A 16,906-nucleotide genomic window follows, 5' to 3' on the forward strand; every position below is an offset into this window, starting at 1 on the left:
GGTCGCGCGCGCTCCACCGTGCGTCGGTACTGACGCAAGCGTACCGACTCCTCGACCGTCGGATACCAACGGAAACCGATTTCCAAATCCGCCTTGTGCTACGTAGCACAAGCGGTTAGCGTGTCTCCCTGTCAGCACGGTCGCAGCGAGTCGAAGGAGATGCGCAGCATGTTCGAGAACCCACCACCCATCACCCGAGCCGCCACATGAGCGCGCTCAACGAGCTGCGCGCGCTGCGGACGCCGAAGGGGGCGATCAAGCATCGCGACGCCTCCGAGTTCCGCGACAACCGCGCGGCGCTCCTCTTCCTCGGCCCCTGGATCATCGGCTTCCTCGTCATCACGCTCGGGCCGGTCCTCGTCTCGCTGTACCTGTCGTTCACCGACTACAACCTCCTCCAGAACCCGAACTTCACCGGGCTGGAGAATGCGCAGCGGATGGTCGAGGACCCCCGCCTGCACCAGTCCCTCGGAGTGACGATCACCTACGTCCTGGTCTCGGTGCCGTTGCAGCTCATGGTCGCCCTGGCGATCGCGGTCCTCCTGGATCGCGGCCTGCGCGGACTCTCGTTCTACCGGTCGGTGCTGTACCTGCCGTCACTGCTCGGCGGCAGCGTCGCGATCGCCGTCCTGTGGCGCCTCGTCTTCGGTTCGAGCGGCCTCGTCAACGCCCTGCTCGCCGTCTTCGGTATCCAGGGCCCCGGTTGGATCTCGGAACCCGACACCGCGCTGTCGACGCTGATCATCCTGCACGTGTGGACGTTCGGTGCTCCGATGGTGATCTTCCTCGCCGGGCTCCGCCAGATCCCGCGGCAGTACTACGAGGCGGCGTCGACGGACGGTGCCGGCCGGTGGACGCAGTTCCGGTCGATCACCCTGCCGCTGCTCAGCCCGATCATCTTCTTCAACCTCGTGCTCGGCATCATCGGCGCGTTCCAGTCGTTCACGCAGGCCTACGTGGTGTCGAACGGATCGGGCGGGCCGTCCGACTCGACGCTGTTCATCACGCTGTACCTGTACCAGAAGGGCTTCGGCAGCTTCCAGATGGGGTACGCGTCGGCGATCGCGTGGCTCCTGCTCATCATCATCGCCGCCGCCACGGCCATCAACTTCTGGGCCTCGAAGTATTGGGTGTTCTACGATGACTGACCTCAAGACCCGCCCCTCGTCCGAGGACGGCCTCTCACCCGATGCGGCAGCCCGTCGCGAGCGGGGCGAGGCACAACGCGCCAAGCTCCTGCGCCGTCAGCGGATCTCGAGCATCGGCAAGCACGCGCTGCTGATCCTGCTCGGGCTGCTGATGCTGTACCCCGTGCTGTGGATGGTGGTGTCGTCGCTCCGCCCGAACGGGTACATCTTCGACAACCCGGGCCTCGTGCTCGACACCTTCGAGGCGTCGAACTACACGAACGGCTGGAACGCTCTGGCGCAGCCGTTCGGCAGCTACCTGGCGAACTCGGCGATCGTCGTCGTCGGCTCGATCATCGGCAACCTGCTCACCTGCTCACTCGCCGCGTACGGCTTCGCCCGGCTGCGGTTCCGGTTCAAGCGCTTCGCCTTCGCGGCGATGCTGCTCACGATGATGCTGCCGATCCACGTGCTGATCATCCCGCAGTACGTCATCTTCGCCCAGCTCGACTGGATCAACACCTACCTGCCGCTCATCGTGCCGAAGTTCCTCGCGACGGACGCGTTCTTCATCTTCCTCATGGTGCAGTTCATCCGCGGCATCCCCCGGGAGCTCGACGAAGCGGCGCGCATCGACGGAGCCGGCCACCTGCGGATCTTCGTGCAGATCATGCTCCCGCTCATGACCCCGGCCCTCGCGACGACGGCGATCTTCACCTTCATCTGGACGTGGAACGACTTCTTCGGCCAGCTGATCTTCGTGACCGACCCCGACAAGTACACGTCGTCGGTCGCCCTCCGCTCGTTCGTCGACACGCAGTCGCAATCGGACTACGGTGCCCTCTTCGCGATGAGCGTCGTCACCCTGCTGCCGGTGTTCCTCGCCTTCCTGTTCGGTCAGCGGTTCCTCCTCCGAGGCATCGCGACCACCGGAGGCAAGTAGCGCTGGTCCCTGACCCACAACCCGGTCCCTGAGCCATAACACGGTCCCTGAGCCTGTCGAAGGGCCAACCGATCCACCCCATGCAAAGGAGCATCATGCAACGCCAACCACGATCCCGGTCCCGCCTCCTCGGCTTCGCAGCCGCAACCGCCATCTCGGCGCTCGCCCTCAGCGGCTGCGCCGTCGGCGGTGGGAACGGCGACGCCGCGCTCAGCGACGAGGACGTCACCATCACCTTCAACTGGTGGGGTGCCACGGCCCGCGACGAGCGCACCCGCGCAGCCATCGACCTCTTCCAGGAGAAGTACCCGAACATCACCGTGAAGGGTCAGTCCACCGAGTGGGGCGGCTACTGGGACAAGCTCGCCACCACAGTCGCCGGCGGAGATGCCCCCGACGTCATGCAGTTCGACCAGCTCTACCTCGCCTCGTACGCCCAGCGCGGTGCCCTCGCCGATCTCGGTGCACTCGACGAGTTCCTCGACACTTCCGACCTCAGCGCCGAGGTGCTCGACCAGGGCAAGGTGAAGGACGAGCTGTACGGCGTGCCGATCGGTGTCGGCACCGTCGGCCTCATGGTCAACCGGTCCATCTTCGAGCAGTACGGGATCCAGCTGCCCGACGCGACGACCTGGACCTGGGACGAGCTCAACGAGGTCGCCCTGCAGGTGACCGAGGCCTCGGGCGGGGCCGTCCACGGGATGTCCCCCTTCGGCGGCGACATGCCGACCCTCACCCTGTGGGCCCGGCAGCACGGCAACGACATCTATGACAAGGACGGCAAGGTCATCCTGAAGCCCGAGGTCGTGGAGAGCTACTGGCAGTACGCGCTCGACCAGATCGAGAGCGGCGCGGCCCCGAGCGCCTCGCAGCTGGCCGAGGGCAACGGTGTGGCGATCGACCTCATGGACATGAGTACGGGCAAGGTCGCGATGACCTTCCAGCCGTCGTCGGTGCTCACCGCCTTCCAGGCCGCTGCGCCCGACCACCAGCTCGACCTGCTGCCGTTCCCGGCGAGCGAGGATTCGTCTGCAGGGTTCCAGTACCTGAAGCCGTCGATGTACTGGTCGGTCTCGTCGAAGTCCGAGCACCCCGCTGAGGCGGCGTTGCTGGTGGACTTCCTCACGACGGACACCGAGGTTGCGAAGCTGTTCGGCACCGAGCGCGGCATGCCCGCGAACCCGGACTTCCAGGAGGCGATCGACCCCGACCTGACGCCGACGGACCGCATCGTGGCCGGCGTGGTCGACGCCGCGCGCGAGGAGTCCGGCACCCCGCCGGCGATCACGCCCGTCGGTGGCGGCGACAGCGAGAAGATCCTCGGCCGCTACAACCAGGACGTCCAGTTCGGCAAAACCACCCCTAAGGAGGCCGCTGAAGCCTTCGTCGCCGAGCTGACGAAGGCCGTCGACGACGCCCGCTAGCAACTCCCTCGCCCTTCGACAGGCTCCGCCCCCTCAATCCCCGAGCCCAAACCCGGTCCCTGAGCCTGTCGAAGGGCCCCGACGACACCTCCACCCATCACGACGCATCGGAACGACACCCATGACGCACCCTCTCCTCTTCCCCGCCCCGCTGCCGAGCGGCCGCGCCGACTCCACGCCGCAGCCGCGCCCGGAGTATCCCCGGCCGCAGCTCGTCCGTGACGGCTGGGTCAACCTCAACGGCCTGTGGGAGTTCGAGATCGACGCCGGCGACAGCGGGCTCGAGCGCGGGCTCCTCGGCCGCGAACTGACCGACCGGATCCTCGTTCCGTTCGCGCCGGAGTCGGCCGCGTCAGGCGTGGAGCACACCGACTTCATGGAGGCCGTCTGGTACCGCACGCGGTTCACGGTGCCGGCCGGCTGGCAGGGGAAGCACGGTGTGTTGCACTTCGGCGCTGTGGACCACGACACGACCGTGTGGGTGGACGGGGTCGAGGCGATGCGGCATCGCGGCGGCTTCACGCCGATCCGGGTGCCCCTCGGCGCGGTCCAACCGGGCCAGGAACTCGAGATCGTGGTGCGCGCCCGCGACACCCGCCACGAGCCGAAGGCCGGTGGGAAGCAGGCGACCTGGTACGGCAACACCGACTGTTACTACACCCGCACGACGGGGATCTGGCAGACGGTCTGGGTGGAGGCCGTTGACGAGCTGCACCTGCGCCGGTTCACCGTGGTCCCCGATGCGGACGCCCGGCGCTTCGACTGCACGCTCGTCCCCAGTCGGAACGCCGCGGGGGCGACCGCGACGGTGACCCTGTCCGCAGACGGCGTGGTCGTCGCCAGCGAGACCGCGCAGCTCGGGTCGACGATGGCACCGTCGGTGCGGCTCGAGGTCCCGGCGGACCAGCAGCGTCTGTGGAGTCCCGCCGACCCGTTCCTCTATACCCTCGACATCGAGATCCGCGATGGTGCGGGCGAGACCACCGACCGCGTCGCGAGCTACGCGGGGCTGCGGAGTGTCGCGATCGACGGCACCGCGGTGCTGATCAACGGCGAGCACGTCTTCCAGCGGCTCGTGCTCGACCAGGGGTACTGGCCGTCCTCACTCATGACCGCGCCGGACGATGACGCGCTCGTGGCCGACATCGCGCTCGGGCTGGACGCCGGGTTCAACGGTGCGCGGCTCCACCAGAAGGTGTTCGAGGAGCGGTACCTCTATCACGCGGACCGGCTCGGGTATCTGGTGTGGGGCGAGTTCGGCGACTGGGGGGTGTCCGGCGCGGGCACGGTCGGTCACAACCAGGGCCCGACGGCGTCGTTCATCACGCAGTGGGTCGAAGCGTTGGAGCGCGACGTCAACCATCCGTCGATCATCGGCTGGTGCCCGTTGAACGAGACGCACCAGACCCTGCACGACCGCGTGACCGTCCTCGACGATGTCACGCGCGGCATGTTCCTCGCGACGAAGCTCATCGACCCGAGTCGCCCGGTGATCGACGCCTCGGGCTACGCGCACCGGGTGCGGGAGACGGACGTGTGGGATGCGCACTCCTACGAGCAGGACCCGGCGGCGTTCGCCGTCGAGCAGGCCGGGATCGCGGACGGTGAGCCGTTCACGAACCTCGAGGACGGACGCACCATCTCCTTGCCATACGAGGGGCAGCCGTTCTTCGTGTCGGAGTTCGGCGGCATCTGGTGGAACGCGGAGCTCGCGGCGGCGGACACCGGTGGCGACTCCTGGGGCTATGGGGCGCGGGTGGCGTCGGTCGAGGAGTTCCACGAGCGCTTCGCGGGGCTCGTCCGGGTGCTGACCGACGACGAGAACATGTTCGGCTACTGCTACACGCAGCTCACCGACACGTTCCAGGAGCAGAACGGCATCTACGACTTCGATCGTCAGCCGAAGTTCGACCTCGCCCGGGTGCGTGCGGTCCTCGCGGCCGACGCCGCCTACGAGCGCCGCATCCGCCCCGCCGCCTCCTGACCCCTCGGTCCCCGCCGGTCCCTGAGCCTCCGCCGGTCCCTGAGCCCCCGCCGGTCCCTGAGCCTCCGCGGCTCCCTGAGCCTCCGCCGGTCCCTGAGCCTCCGCGGCTCCCTGAGCCTGTCGAAGGGCCCACGGGCTCCCAGCTTCGCCCAGGGACCGGCGCCCGGGTTCAGCTGCCGCTGCGTGCCAGCGTCAGCAGCACCGTGAAGGTGTTGAACCACACGTGCGTCCAGATGCCCGGTCCGAGGCGTCGAGTCGTCGCGGCGTAGACACCGTTCACCGTGCCGAGCACGAGGATGGTGAGTCCGAGCGTCACCATGGTGACCGGGCTACCCCAGCCCTCATAGAGGTGGACGATGGCGAAGATCAGTGCGCTCGCTCCCACCGAGACGATGGCCGCTGTGCGACGTCGGGCGGTCGAGGGCGTCGCCGCACCTCGGCGCACGCCGTTCGTCGTCCGTCCGCGGAGGATCGTGTTCCGGAATCCGCGGAGCAGGAGCCCGCGGAAGAGCGCTTCCTCGCAGAACGGCGCGACGATCGCGGTGACGAACACGGTGTTCACCAGCACCCAGACGAGCTCTGGCGACGGCGGGGCGATGTTCGACTTGGGCGTCTCGCCGGTGAGGGCGATGACGAACTGGCCGATCATGCCGCCGATCAGCTGGATGCCGACGGCGGAACCGAGCCCGATGAACACGTCGAACCAGCGGAAGCGGAGTCCGAAGTCCTTCGCCCAGGACCCGCTTCCCCAGGTGCGGCAGACGATCGCGAGGGCGACGAGGATGCCGCCGTCGAAGATGATCCACATGGTCATCGTGCCGACCTCGCCGGACAGGACGCCGAAGGTCCGCGCGAGTTCGACGACGACGAGGAGCGCGATGATCGCGACGAAGGTCACCAGCGCGGTCGGGGTACCCCACCGGGTGTCAGGCCAGGGGGTGTAGGGCCGGCGCGCCTCGGCGCGGCGGGCTTCGGCCCGTTCCTGGCGCGAGCCCGGGCGCGGGGCGGTCTCCGCCGGTGCAGCGGAGTGGTCGCTCATCGCTTGTTCGCGGCGAAGTACTCGCGTGCTGCCGGCACGTACATCTGGACGATCGCGACGACGGTCACGATGACGAAGATGAAGGAGAGCGGGTTGAGGGCGATCAGCCCGGTGATCGAGCCGAGGACGGAGAGGATGCCGACCACGGTGAGGACGATCCGAGCCCAGTTGCGACCCCGGAGCATGAAGAAGGCGAACAGCACGTGGAGTGCACCGACGATGAACGCGCCGACGGCGGTCGAGATCAGGAGCACGCTCGAGGAGAGCACGCCTCCCGAGGCCGACTGTTCGGCTGCGGCCTCGGCGACGGTTCCGGCCGACATCGCGGCGGTGACGCCGGAGATGACGGAGAGGACGGCGGAGACGACCCACAGCCAGAAGGAGATGATGATCGGCGTGGGGGCGGTCTTGGTACCAGCGGTCGTGGCCATGATGCTCGTTTCGGTCGTGGAGGATCCGACGACCGGACCCAGGCTGCTCGAAGGGTATTGCCGCACCCCTGTCCCCCGGAAGGGAGGTATGTCCCGGCCTATCCGTTTTCCGCAAGATAGTCGGTCCCCTTGGTCCCTGAGCCTCTCGAAGGGCCCGGTCCCCTTGGTCCCTGAGCCTGTCGAAGGGCCAAGAACCGCCGCCCGCGCACCCTGTCAAGCCTGCTCACGCGCGCTCGCGTACCTCTTAACCTGTCCCCATGACGAACGACACGAACGACACCGACCAGAACAGCAGCGAGGGAACGCCGAAGCCGGGCGGCCTGGGCGAGAACCAGACCATCCCCAACAGCGAGGACGGCCTCGCGGTCGGTCACGACCCCGACGCCTCGAACTTCAACCAGGAGGAAGACCCCGACCACCCGAGCGACGACGCGTAGGGTCCGGGAACGACGAAACGGCGGCCGGTGCAGAAGCACCGGCCGCCGTTTCGTGTGCGGCGTGAGCCGCGGTGTGGCTAGGCCGCGAGCGAAGCGCGCTGGCGACGAACCATCACGAGGACCGCGATGAGCGCTGCGCCGAGGGCGACTGCGCCGGCTGCACCCCAGACGACGAACGCCGGAGCGCCGAAGCCGGTGTCAGCGAGGTCGTTGTCGTTGTCGCCCGAGCCGCCCGCGCCAGCTGCCGTCACCGTGAGGGTGGCGCTGCCGGGCGTGCCCGAGGTGAGGCCGACTGCCGCAACGGTGTAGGTGCCGCTGGCGTTGCTCGGAAGCGTCACGTTGAGGTTGACTGCACCGGTGCCCGATGCCGTCTTCTCGAGGGACTTCGTCTCGACCGCGGCGAGGGTGGCGCCGGAGGCGTTCTCACCGGTCAGTGTGAACGAGACCGTCTCGCCGGGCTGGAAGGAGCCACCGGTGAAGGCGACCGTGCTGGTGCCGCCCGGCGTGACCGTTCCACTGACCGTGACGGATCCGTCGGGAGCGTAGAAGGCGTTGGCTGCGACAGGCGCGATGAACAGGCCCGCGAGGACCAGCGCGAAGATCGCGGTGATTTTCTTGATCATGAGTGTCCCCTTGAAGGCTCTGCAGGTGTGCTGGTGCAATGACAGTGCTGTAGCCGACCGCCTTGACGATGTCGTCGTGCGGCGGAAGTAGAGCGTGCCTCCCCGACACCCCCCGAAAACGGGTCAAGAGCGACAACAGTCCTTACTGTAGAGCAAATTCACAGTTAATGGACGCTTGTTGTGTTTCAGAGAGATGAACTTTCGGCGTAGCCACGACTTCCGGGGCTCCTGACGCGTCATACGCCGTCACACCGAGGTCGACGGTCGTGCTCTCGCCAGGCGCGAGTTCGATCGCGAACTGCGTGATCGGGAACTCACCGTCGGTCGCGGGCTGTGATGGGAGCACTGATCCATCGCGCTCGACGCCGCCCGGCATGGACCCGGGGGGCGCATAGACGATCACCCGGAACCGGAAGCTGCCCTTGGGTACGCCGTACTGGCCCTGGCCGGTGATGTAGTCGTTGAGCGTCGTCGCCGCGTCAGCAGGTGCGGTGTTCGTCAGGGTCAAGCGCAGGCCGACGAGTCTCCCGTCGGTGCCGCACTGCGCCGTCCCGACAGCCGTCTGCACGTCGAGGTAGTAGCCCATCTTGCTGCCGGTGGCGTCGTTGATGTACACGCCGAACGCGTTGGGCGCCTGGGCCGCGGTCGGTAGCAGGTCTGTCAGCGTCGTCCCGTCCAGCAGGGCCTGTTCCGTCTCGGCCGCATTCCAGATCAACACCCGTCGTTCCGAACCGGCTTTCGCGAGCGCACCGATGAAGGCGGTCGGGTCGAAGTTCCCGGAGGCGATCCGGTTGAAGACCGCACCCGACGCCGCAGCGAAGAACGCGTCCTGATCGGGACCGGCCGGGTACCGGATGTACACCTCGTTGAGCAATAGGGCGGCTGCGTTCGCCGAGGTCAGCTCGTCGCCGGTCGCGAGCGGGATCGGGCCGGTCGCGTCGAGCAGGTAGCCGAGGGCGACCGGATCGATGCTGAGCACACCGTCGACCCGGGTTCCGAACCGTTCGAGCCACATCTCGGAGGCCAGCTGGGCCGATTCCTGGAACCGGGGCGTCAGCGTGACGTTTTGCAGCCAACGACCGGTGATGTTCCCGTAGATGCCGGCGGTGTCGCTCGCGAGCGGCAACACCGGCTCCGGGAACCGCGGGAAGTCGGCAGTGGACGCCTGCCGGAGCAACGAGATCCGGCCGCCGTCGGTGCCGATGAGCGCGAGCGCTCCCGGGTTGCCGCCGCTCGCCCGCGGCTCGGCGGGGTTCTGGAACATCACGAGGTAGGTGCGCGGTCCGTCGGCACCGAGCATGGCCGGCATCAGGTCGATCGCGCGTCTCGCCGCGTCCACCGTGTCGGCGGTCTCGGTGAGGACGGGCCGCAACTGGTCGACCGCGCCGCGGACCTGGCTGATGAGCGGGCCTTCGTCGATCGTCCGCACCCGCTTGGCGGCACCTTCCAGAGCGTCATCAGCCTTGCGCACGTCCTCCTGTGCGTCGACGATCGGCTGCAGCGGCACCGCGCCGTCGACGGGCTTGAACAGTTCCGGGCGCAACGACCCTGCGAGGTTCACGAGCGGCGTGATGGCGCCGACCGCGACGTCCTCGGTCGCGCCGGCCAGCTCGCGGACGGCGGTGAGGTTCGGTCCGACCCACGGGACGATCTCGGCGGCTCGCCAGATCGGATCACTCGTGAGGCCGGCGGCCGATCGAGCATGCGCAGCCAGCTCGCGTGCGGTCTTGCCGGCCGAACCGGGATCGTCGGCGACGACCTGCTCGCGAACCGTCTGCGCCAACGGGACCGCCGCCTCGAGCTCGCCCTTGGCGAGGAAGGCGCGCACGCCGATCCAAGCCACGGCGCCGACGATGACGAGGACGAGAGCACCGACGATGAGCAGCGTCCTGCGACGGCGCACCTTCAGGCGTTCGTCACGCGCACCCTCCCGACGGCGGGCCCGCGAACTGGCGCTCGATCTCCGGCGGGCACGGTCAGTGCGGCTCGAGCCCTCGGACCGTCGGGCGGCGGGGCGACCGCCGGAAGATGAACGACGGTCGTCGGATGGGGACGGCATGGGCGCTATTCAATCACGACGCCTGTTCCACCGGTCACGGCGGTCACACCGAGGACGAGAAGCGAGGCGTTGAAGACGATGTGCGTCACGATGGCCGGACCGATGCGCCCGGTGAGCACTGCGGCGGTTCCGGTTCCGAGACCCACAAGGAACGTCCCGATACCGGTGACGAGTGCTTCCGACGGCCCGCTGGCGACCACGAGGTGAAGCGACGCGAACAGTGCTGCCGAGATCACCACCGCGATCCAAGCCGCCCGGCCGGGCAGACCCCCGCGCACCGATCGCAACAGCAGCCCTCGGAAGAACAGCTCCTCGACGACGGGCGCGATCACCGTCGCCGCGAGCACCGCGACGATGAACGAGGCCACGATGAGCGCACTCCCGGTCGGCGCTTCGCCGCCAGCCGTCGCCGGCAGTGAGCCGTAGACGACCACCTCGAGGACACTCACGAGGATGCGGAGGAGCAGCCCCGCGGCCAGTCCCCAGAGGAGGTCGATCGGTCGAAAGGTGAGGCCGAGCACGGGCGCACTTCCACGAGGAGCCGAGACGGCGAACCGGGCGAGCAGCACCGCACCGACAAGCGGGACCCATACGAGCAGGTAGCCGCCGAGCGCGTCGAACGGCTGCGGGAGCTGCACGCCAGCTCGCATGGTCGCGGCCAGGAGCGCCGCGGCCGCGAGCCCGATAAGCGCGATGGTCAGCCGCATTCTGGAGCGTCGCGCGTCCGTGCTCGAAGGGGTTCCCAGGTCGTCCGTCACGGTCGCAAAGCTACGCCACGCGTCGACTCGCTCGATCACGACGCTCGGGAACAGTTGACGGTTTGTGGCACCATGGCTCACAACCCCCTCTTCGGGGCCGCCTCCAACCGAGGTGCCATGCTCTCCCCTCTGACTGATCGGATGCCACCGCGTGGAGCTTCGTGACTATCTCCGTGTCCTTCGCAAGTACTGGGTGCTGATCGTCGCGCTCGCGCTCGTCGGGATCGGTGTGGCTGCGACCTATTCGATCGTCAAGACGCCGGAATACAGCTCGTCGGCCAAGGTGTTCGTCTCGACACAGTCCAGCGACAACGTGCAGGAGCTCGCCCAAGGCAACACATTTACTCAGCAGCGGGTGAAGACCTACGCAGACCTCGTCAGCACTCCGATCGTGTTGCTCCCGGTCATCGGCACACTACAGCTCAACATCACGGCCGGACAGCTCGCCGAGCAGGTGACGGCGTCAGCGCCGCTTGACACCACCCTCATCGAGATCACCGCGATGAGCCCTGATCCGGTCCTTGCCGCCGAGATCGCGAACACCACCGCCGAAAGTCTCACGAATGCGGTGTCCAAGATCGAAACGCCGGAGGACGGCGCTTCCAGTCCGGTCAAGCTCACCCTGGTGCAGCAGGCCGACGTGCCGAATGCTCCGGTGAGCCCAAACGTCCCGCTCAACATCGCCCTCGGCCTCCTCGTCGGTCTCGCTCTCGGGGTCGGTTTCGCCGTGTTGAAGGAGACGCTCGACACCCGCATCCGCAACGAGCGCGACGTCGAAGGTGTCACCGACATCCCGCTCATGGGCGGCATCGCCTTCGATCCGAAGGCGAGGCAGCGTCCGCTCATCGTGCAGGCCGATCCCAAGAGCCCCCGCGCCGAGTCGTTCCGCAGCCTGCGGACGAACCTGCAATTCCTCGACGTCACCGATCAGCCACGCAGCTACGTCATCACCTCGTCGATCCAGAGCGAGGGGAAGAGCACGACGGCGGCGAATCTAGCAATCGCCCTCGCCGACGCCGGCCACAGGGTTGTGCTCATCGACGCGGACCTGCGGCGCCCCAAGCTTGCGAATTACTTCGACATCGAGGGCGCGGTCGGGCTCAGCGATGTCTTGATCCGGCGCGCTTCCCTCGATGACACGATCCAGCCCTGGGGGCGCGGGCTCTTGCAGATCCTGCCTGCCGGCGCCGTCCCACCGAACCCCAGCGAGCTCCTCGGCTCCGTGACGATGCAGAAGCTGATCCGCGGCCTCGAGCAGCAGTTCGACTACGTCCTCATCGACGCACCGCCGCTCCTGCCAGTCACCGACGGTGCGCTCCTCGCCCGTCACACCGGCGGCGCGTTGGTCGTCGTGGCAGCGGGTCGCACGCACAAGAACCAGCTCAAGGGCGCCATCGAATCCCTCGCTCATGTGAACGCCTCCATCGCGGGGCTCGTCATGACGATGGTGCCGACGAAGGGGCCCGACGCCTACGGGTACGCGCGCTACGGCTACGGAGCCGGGTATGGCTACGCCGAGGACGTGAAAAAGTGACCGGTTCCTCTGGAACCCACCACCGGCCGTTCTCGGTCCTCTTCGTCTGCACGGGGAACATCTGCCGCTCGGCGCTCGGCGCGCAGATCCTCACGGCGAGGCTCGCCGCAGCCGGGGTGACCGCTGGTGGCCGACCGATCGCTGTCTCGAGCGCGGGCACGGGTGTCGGACAAGGACTCGAGATGCCTCAGGAGGTCGTCGAGCAGTCGCGTCGTTTCGGCGGATCTCCGGAGGGTCACGTCCCCACGGCCCTCGATCGCGATCTCGTGGCCGATGCCGATCTCATTCTGACGGCGACGCGCGAGCACCGCAGCATCGTGGCCAGGTTCCTCCCCCGCGCCTCGCGCGTCACCTTCACGGTGCCGCAGTTCGCGAGGCTCGTCGCGGAGACCCCCGCCGTCTCAAATCCTTGGACGCTCGTGGACGAGGTCGCCGCGCAGCGTGGCTCCATTCCACCACCGGAGGACCCGGAGGACGACGACATCGAAGACCCGTACCGTCGCAGCGCGGTCGTATACGCGCGAGTCGGCGACCAGATCCATGATCACGTGTCCGTCATCGCGGATCGACTGGCCCAGGCGGTCGAACGAGCGTGACACCGAAGCAGAGCAGGTCGACGTATCGCGCGGGCGATCGCAGGGAGACGTTCCGGGATCGACTCGGTTCCAAGCGCCGGACCTTCGCGATCATCGGGTTGGCGCTCTTCCTCGTCGCCGATGTCGTCCTCGTAGGGCTCGCGCTCACCGCCAACGGTGGAAGCTCCGACCCCGGGACACAACGGCCGATTCCGACGTTCGGTGGTACATCGTCAACCCCCGCCTCACCAGAGGCAACTGAGGAGCCCGCTGCCGCCGAGCCGACCAAGCGTTTCATCGCTGCAGGGAGCGCCACGGTCCTTTGGCGCGCGACGCAAGGGACCTGCGAAGTTCCCGCCGTCGTCGAGCGCAGCGAGGACGCGGGGGTCACCTGGGCGGTGAACCCGACCGCCCAGGCATTCGACCTCCGCGTTGTCTACGGCCTCACGGCGACGAGCGAGGACGAGGTACAGCTCGTCGGATCAGCCGGGGCGGAATGCGCGGTGGGCGGATTCTCGTCTACCGACGCCGGCGACACCTGGGACTCCTCGCCCGAGCTGCTTTCGACCGTCGCGTACCAGACACCGGTGGCGCCGGATGGCTCCACCGCCGTCGTCATGGGGGGTCAGCCGGTCGCGGCACCGTGCCCGGCCGTAGAGGTGCTCGCGGCGGACGAAACCCGCACGGTGACGGCCTGCTCTGCGGTCCTCGCCGAGTGGGATGCGTCGAACGGCTCATGGACGGCTATTCCGTTCGCCGGCATCCATGCCGTTGAGCTGCAGCCGGAACAGATCCTGTTCGCCGCTCGTGGAGTCACCGGTTGCGCGGGCCTCGGAGTCGTCCGCGTGCCCGGTACGACCTTGACCTCTACGTCCGCGCCGGAGAATGTCGGGTGTGTCGCGGAAGCGGATCTCACCGCGCCGGCCGCGCTCACCTCGGCCGAGGGTGCCAGTTGGCTCTGGGTGGGCGACACGCTCTTGACCTCACCCGACGGCGGCGTCTCATGGGGAGCCGTCGCATCCTGAGCGCCCGGACCGGCGGTTATGGCGCACTAGGGTTTTCCCTACAGTTGTCGCGATTGCGGCCCAAATGGGGTGCAACCACCAAAAAGGGGACAGATGTCGGCCATCTCCACCGCTAGTGTCAACAAGACCGATACAGTCCCGTATCGAAACGCCTCCTTTACTCCTCGTCATCAGTAGTAACTACGTGTTCCACCACGGAGACCGCATGTTGTCGCAGCCTTCCGTGCCGCTGCCAACGACGCCCGCGAGCACTCCCCCCGCCCCCACCGCTGTCGTCGCGCGCGATTGGCGTCGGGTGTACGCGAACCGCCTCGCCTTGACGGATGCCCTGGTGCTCATCTGGGTCGTCTTCGGCACGCAGCTGGTGTGGTTCGACTTCGACCAGGAGACCACCTCCGTCGACTTCGATGTAGCCCGCGTCATCGTCAACTACACGGTCATCTCGCTCGTCCTGATCGGCGCTTGGATGATCGTTCTCCGGGTGTTCGGCACCCGTGAGGCGCGCATCGTCGGGAGCGGCAATACCGAGTACAAGCTCATCGCCGACGCGAGCATCCGCCTCTTCGGCCTCGTCGCCATCGTCGCATTTCTCTTCAAGCTTGATCTCGCCCGCGGTTACTTCCTCCTCGCGTTCCCCCTCGGTATTCTCGTGCTCCTCCTGTCGCGCTGGATGTGGCGCCAGTGGCTGTCAGTGCAGCGCGCGCGGGGTAACTACTCCTCGCGCGTCCTCCTCGTCGGGTCAGCCGACTCCGCGGAGCACATCGCCGGGGAGTTGGGCCGTTCGACGGACTCGGGCTACCGCGTCGTCGGTGCCTGCGTTCCGACGGGCAAGGTCGGCGGCACGCTCGGGTCGACGACGATCCCGGTCTCCGGCACCGTCGACACCGTGCTGCAGGCACTCGAGGCGACGGGTGCGGACACGGTCATCATCACGAGTTCCGACGAGCTCACGCCGGTACGTGTCAGGCAGCTCAGCTGGAGCCTCGAGCCCGGCCGCCAGCACCTCATCGTGGCGCCGAGCCTCACCGACATCGGTGGACCGCGCATCCACACGCGTCCCGTCGCCGGTCTGCCGCTCATCCACGTGGAGACACCGCGTTATGAGGGACGGAAGCGGTTCTCGAAGCGGTTCTTCGACATCCTCGGTTCCGGTGCGATCCTGCTCGTCGCATCGCCGATCCTCCTTGTCGTCGCTCTCCTCGTGAAGTTCACCAGCCCCGGACCGGTGCTGTACCGCCAGGAGCGGGTCGGGCTCAACGGCGAGCCGTTCAACATGCTCAAGTTCCGCTCGATGCGGTTGAACGCCGACGCAGAACTCGCCGCGCTGCTCGCCCAGCAGGGTACGAGCGATCGTCCACTGTTCAAGGTGCAGAACGACCCGCGACTCACCCGCGTCGGCGCGACCCTGCGGAAGTTCTCCCTCGACGAGTTCCCCCAGCTCATCAACGTCTTCCGCGGCGACATGAGCCTGGTCGGCCCGCGCCCGCAGCGCGAGGGCGAGGTCGCGCTCTATGACTCCGCTGCCAAGCGCCGCCTCATCGTGCAGCCCGGCATGACGGGCCTCTGGCAGGTCAGCGGCCGCTCGGCCCTCAGCTGGGAGGACGCGATCCGACTGGACTTGTACTACGTCGAGAACTGGTCACTCATGGGCGACGTCGTCATCCTCTGGCGGACGATCCGGGCCGTCGTGGCTCCGGGCAAGGAAGCCCACTGATGGCTGGGCTCATCATCCACGAGTGGATCGAGCGGCACGGCGGCTCGGAAAACGTCGTCGATGCGATGGCCGCCGCCTATCCCGACGCCGACATCCACTGCCTGTGGAGCAACGCTCCCGACCGCTTCGCCGGCCACACCGTGAGTGAATCCTGGATCGCCCGCACACCCCTGCGGAAGAGCAAAGCGGCCGCGCTGCCGTTCATGCCGGCCACCTGGGCCAGGACCGACGTCTCCGCCGCCGACTTCGTCCTCATCAGCTCGCACGCGTTCGCGCATCACGCCGGCGGACGACAGCCAGCCGACGGCCCGCAGCGGTTCGTCTACGTCCACACGCCTGCCCGATACCTCTGGGCCCCCGAGCTGGACGTCCGTGGCGGGAACCTCGCTGCCCGCGCACTCGCCCCCGCCCTCCGTCGCGTTGACCGCAAGCGCGCGCAGGACGGCGCGACGTTCGCCGCCAACAGCGACTACATCCGTCAGCGGATGGAGCGTTCGTGGGGCGTCGAGGCCGAGGTCATCCATCCGCCGGTCCGCGTCGAGTACCTCCAGAGCGTGCCGTCCTGGGCGGACCGACTCAGCGCTGAGGACGCCTACCTGTTCTCGACGCTGCCGTCCGAGTACATCCTCGGTGCCTCCCGCTTCGTCGACTACAAGCGACTCGACGTCGCCATCCGCGCCGGCGAACTCGCCGGCTTGCCGGTCGTGCTCGCGGGCGCGGGGCCGCAGCACGCCGAACTGCAGGCGCTCGCGGATGCCGCGACGGTGCCGGTCATCATCATGACGAGGCCGAGCGACGAGTTGCTCTTCGCGCTGTACCAGACAGCATCGCTCCTGGTGTTCGCAGCGGTGGAGGACTTCGGCATCATGCCCGTCGAGGCGATGGCTCTCGGCACGCCCGCGCTCGTGCTCTCCGAAGGTGGCGCGTCCGAGAGCGTGCTCGCCATCGACGGCGGTGTCGTCGTCGATGCGCTCGATGACGCGACGCTTCGCGAGGCGGTCGAGCGTGCCCTGCTCGTCGACATGGCTCCGGCTCAGGAGCGCGTCAACGCTCTGTTCGGATCCGCCGCATTTGCCACAAGACTCATGAACTGGATCGGGCAACCCGCCAACTCCAACGAACCCACCGGAACTTCTCGTGATCGTCGCTGAGACCAGAAGCGGCTTGACCAAGACCGGCCGCAACGAGACCAATGCGACACCGCGCCGGGCCTCTGAGCGGCTGGCCCGCGCC

The 16,906-nt window shown here is 67.8% G+C and carries 15 protein-coding genes; 10 read left to right on the forward strand and 5 right to left on the reverse strand.

Translation table 11 applies throughout. From position 1 onward, the window contains the following. Positions 1–206: 206 nt before the first annotated feature. From ACQ3HE_RS17275 to ACQ3HE_RS17290, 4 genes are all read left to right on the forward strand, one after another. Positions 207–1,148 (forward strand): carbohydrate ABC transporter permease, encoded by a 942-nt coding sequence (locus tag ACQ3HE_RS17275; protein ID WP_079706839.1) that lies wholly within the window; start codon positions 207–209, stop codon positions 1,146–1,148. After that, a complete protein-coding gene (locus ACQ3HE_RS17280; RefSeq protein WP_425313603.1) occupies positions 1,141–2,070 on the forward strand; it encodes a carbohydrate ABC transporter permease in 930 nt (309 codons plus the stop codon). The genes ACQ3HE_RS17275 and ACQ3HE_RS17280 overlap by 8 nt, the downstream gene beginning before the upstream one ends. Before the next feature lie 95 nt (positions 2,071–2,165). Continuing rightward, complete coding sequence (locus ACQ3HE_RS17285; protein WP_430893596.1) at positions 2,166–3,494, forward strand: ABC transporter substrate-binding protein; 1,329 nt, start codon at positions 2,166–2,168, stop codon at positions 3,492–3,494. A gap of 121 nt (positions 3,495–3,615) precedes the next feature. Next, complete coding sequence (locus tag ACQ3HE_RS17290) at positions 3,616–5,478, forward strand: glycoside hydrolase family 2 protein (RefSeq protein WP_430893597.1); 1,863 nt, start codon at positions 3,616–3,618, stop codon at positions 5,476–5,478. 169 nt (positions 5,479–5,647) lie between these two features. On the opposite strand, the gene ACQ3HE_RS17295 is transcribed toward ACQ3HE_RS17290, so the two are convergent. Both ACQ3HE_RS17295 and ACQ3HE_RS17300 read right to left on the reverse strand, forming a co-directional pair. After that, on the reverse strand, positions 5,648–6,517 hold the full coding sequence (locus ACQ3HE_RS17295; RefSeq protein WP_430893598.1) for a CPBP family intramembrane glutamic endopeptidase: 870 nt from the start codon (positions 6,515–6,517) through the stop codon (positions 5,648–5,650). Beyond that, on the reverse strand, positions 6,514–6,948 hold the full coding sequence (locus tag ACQ3HE_RS17300; RefSeq protein WP_430893599.1) for a hypothetical protein: 435 nt from the start codon (positions 6,946–6,948) through the stop codon (positions 6,514–6,516). The genes ACQ3HE_RS17295 and ACQ3HE_RS17300 overlap by 4 nt, the downstream gene beginning before the upstream one ends. A 257-nt stretch (positions 6,949–7,205) precedes the next feature. On the opposite strand from ACQ3HE_RS17300, the gene ACQ3HE_RS17305 reads away from it, so the two are divergent. Beyond that, positions 7,206–7,385, forward strand: a complete 180-nt coding sequence (locus ACQ3HE_RS17305) for a hypothetical protein (RefSeq protein ID WP_064296076.1) — start codon at positions 7,206–7,208, stop codon at positions 7,383–7,385. A gap of 77 nt (positions 7,386–7,462) precedes the next feature. Here the strand turns inward: ACQ3HE_RS17305 and ACQ3HE_RS17310 are convergent, their stop codons facing one another. The 3 genes from ACQ3HE_RS17310 to ACQ3HE_RS17320 all read right to left on the reverse strand — a co-directional run bounded on the left by ACQ3HE_RS17310 (position 7,463) and on the right by ACQ3HE_RS17320 (position 10,774). Then, positions 7,463–8,008 (reverse strand): hypothetical protein, encoded by a 546-nt coding sequence (locus ACQ3HE_RS17310; RefSeq protein WP_085512517.1) that lies wholly within the window; start codon positions 8,006–8,008, stop codon positions 7,463–7,465. 142 nt (positions 8,009–8,150) lie between these two features. Beyond that, positions 8,151–9,911 (reverse strand): DUF4012 domain-containing protein, encoded by a 1,761-nt coding sequence (locus ACQ3HE_RS17315; RefSeq protein ID WP_430893600.1) that lies wholly within the window; start codon positions 9,909–9,911, stop codon positions 8,151–8,153. 161 nt (positions 9,912–10,072) lie between these two features. Further along, entirely contained in the window at positions 10,073–10,774 is a 702-nt protein-coding gene (locus ACQ3HE_RS17320; protein WP_430893601.1) for a CPBP family intramembrane glutamic endopeptidase, read from the reverse strand. Positions 10,775–10,976: 202 nt separating this feature from the next. Between ACQ3HE_RS17320 and ACQ3HE_RS17325 the strand changes: the two genes are divergently transcribed. The 5 genes from ACQ3HE_RS17325 (at position 10,977) to ACQ3HE_RS17345 (ending at position 16,824) form a co-directional block, all read left to right on the forward strand. Then, a complete protein-coding gene (locus tag ACQ3HE_RS17325; RefSeq protein ID WP_430893602.1) occupies positions 10,977–12,359 on the forward strand; it encodes a tyrosine-protein kinase domain-containing protein in 1,383 nt (460 codons plus the stop codon). Then, positions 12,356–12,955 (forward strand): arsenate-mycothiol transferase ArsC, encoded by a 600-nt coding sequence (locus ACQ3HE_RS17330; protein WP_430893603.1) that lies wholly within the window; start codon positions 12,356–12,358, stop codon positions 12,953–12,955. Before ACQ3HE_RS17325 ends, ACQ3HE_RS17330 begins: the two co-directional genes overlap by 4 nt. A 98-nt stretch (positions 12,956–13,053) precedes the next feature. Continuing rightward, entirely contained in the window at positions 13,054–13,959 is a 906-nt protein-coding gene (locus tag ACQ3HE_RS17335; RefSeq protein WP_430893604.1) for a hypothetical protein, read from the forward strand. Between the two features lie 205 nt (positions 13,960–14,164). Further along, a complete protein-coding gene (locus tag ACQ3HE_RS17340; RefSeq protein WP_430893605.1) occupies positions 14,165–15,673 on the forward strand; it encodes a sugar transferase in 1,509 nt (502 codons plus the stop codon). After that, positions 15,673–16,824, forward strand: a complete 1,152-nt coding sequence (locus tag ACQ3HE_RS17345) for a glycosyltransferase (protein ID WP_430893606.1) — start codon at positions 15,673–15,675, stop codon at positions 16,822–16,824. Before ACQ3HE_RS17340 ends, ACQ3HE_RS17345 begins: the two co-directional genes overlap by 1 nt. Positions 16,825–16,906: the final 82 nt, after the last annotated feature.

Source organism: Plantibacter auratus, from assembly GCF_050587365.1.
Taxonomy (GTDB): Bacteria; Actinomycetota; Actinomycetes; order Actinomycetales; family Microbacteriaceae; genus Plantibacter; species Plantibacter auratus.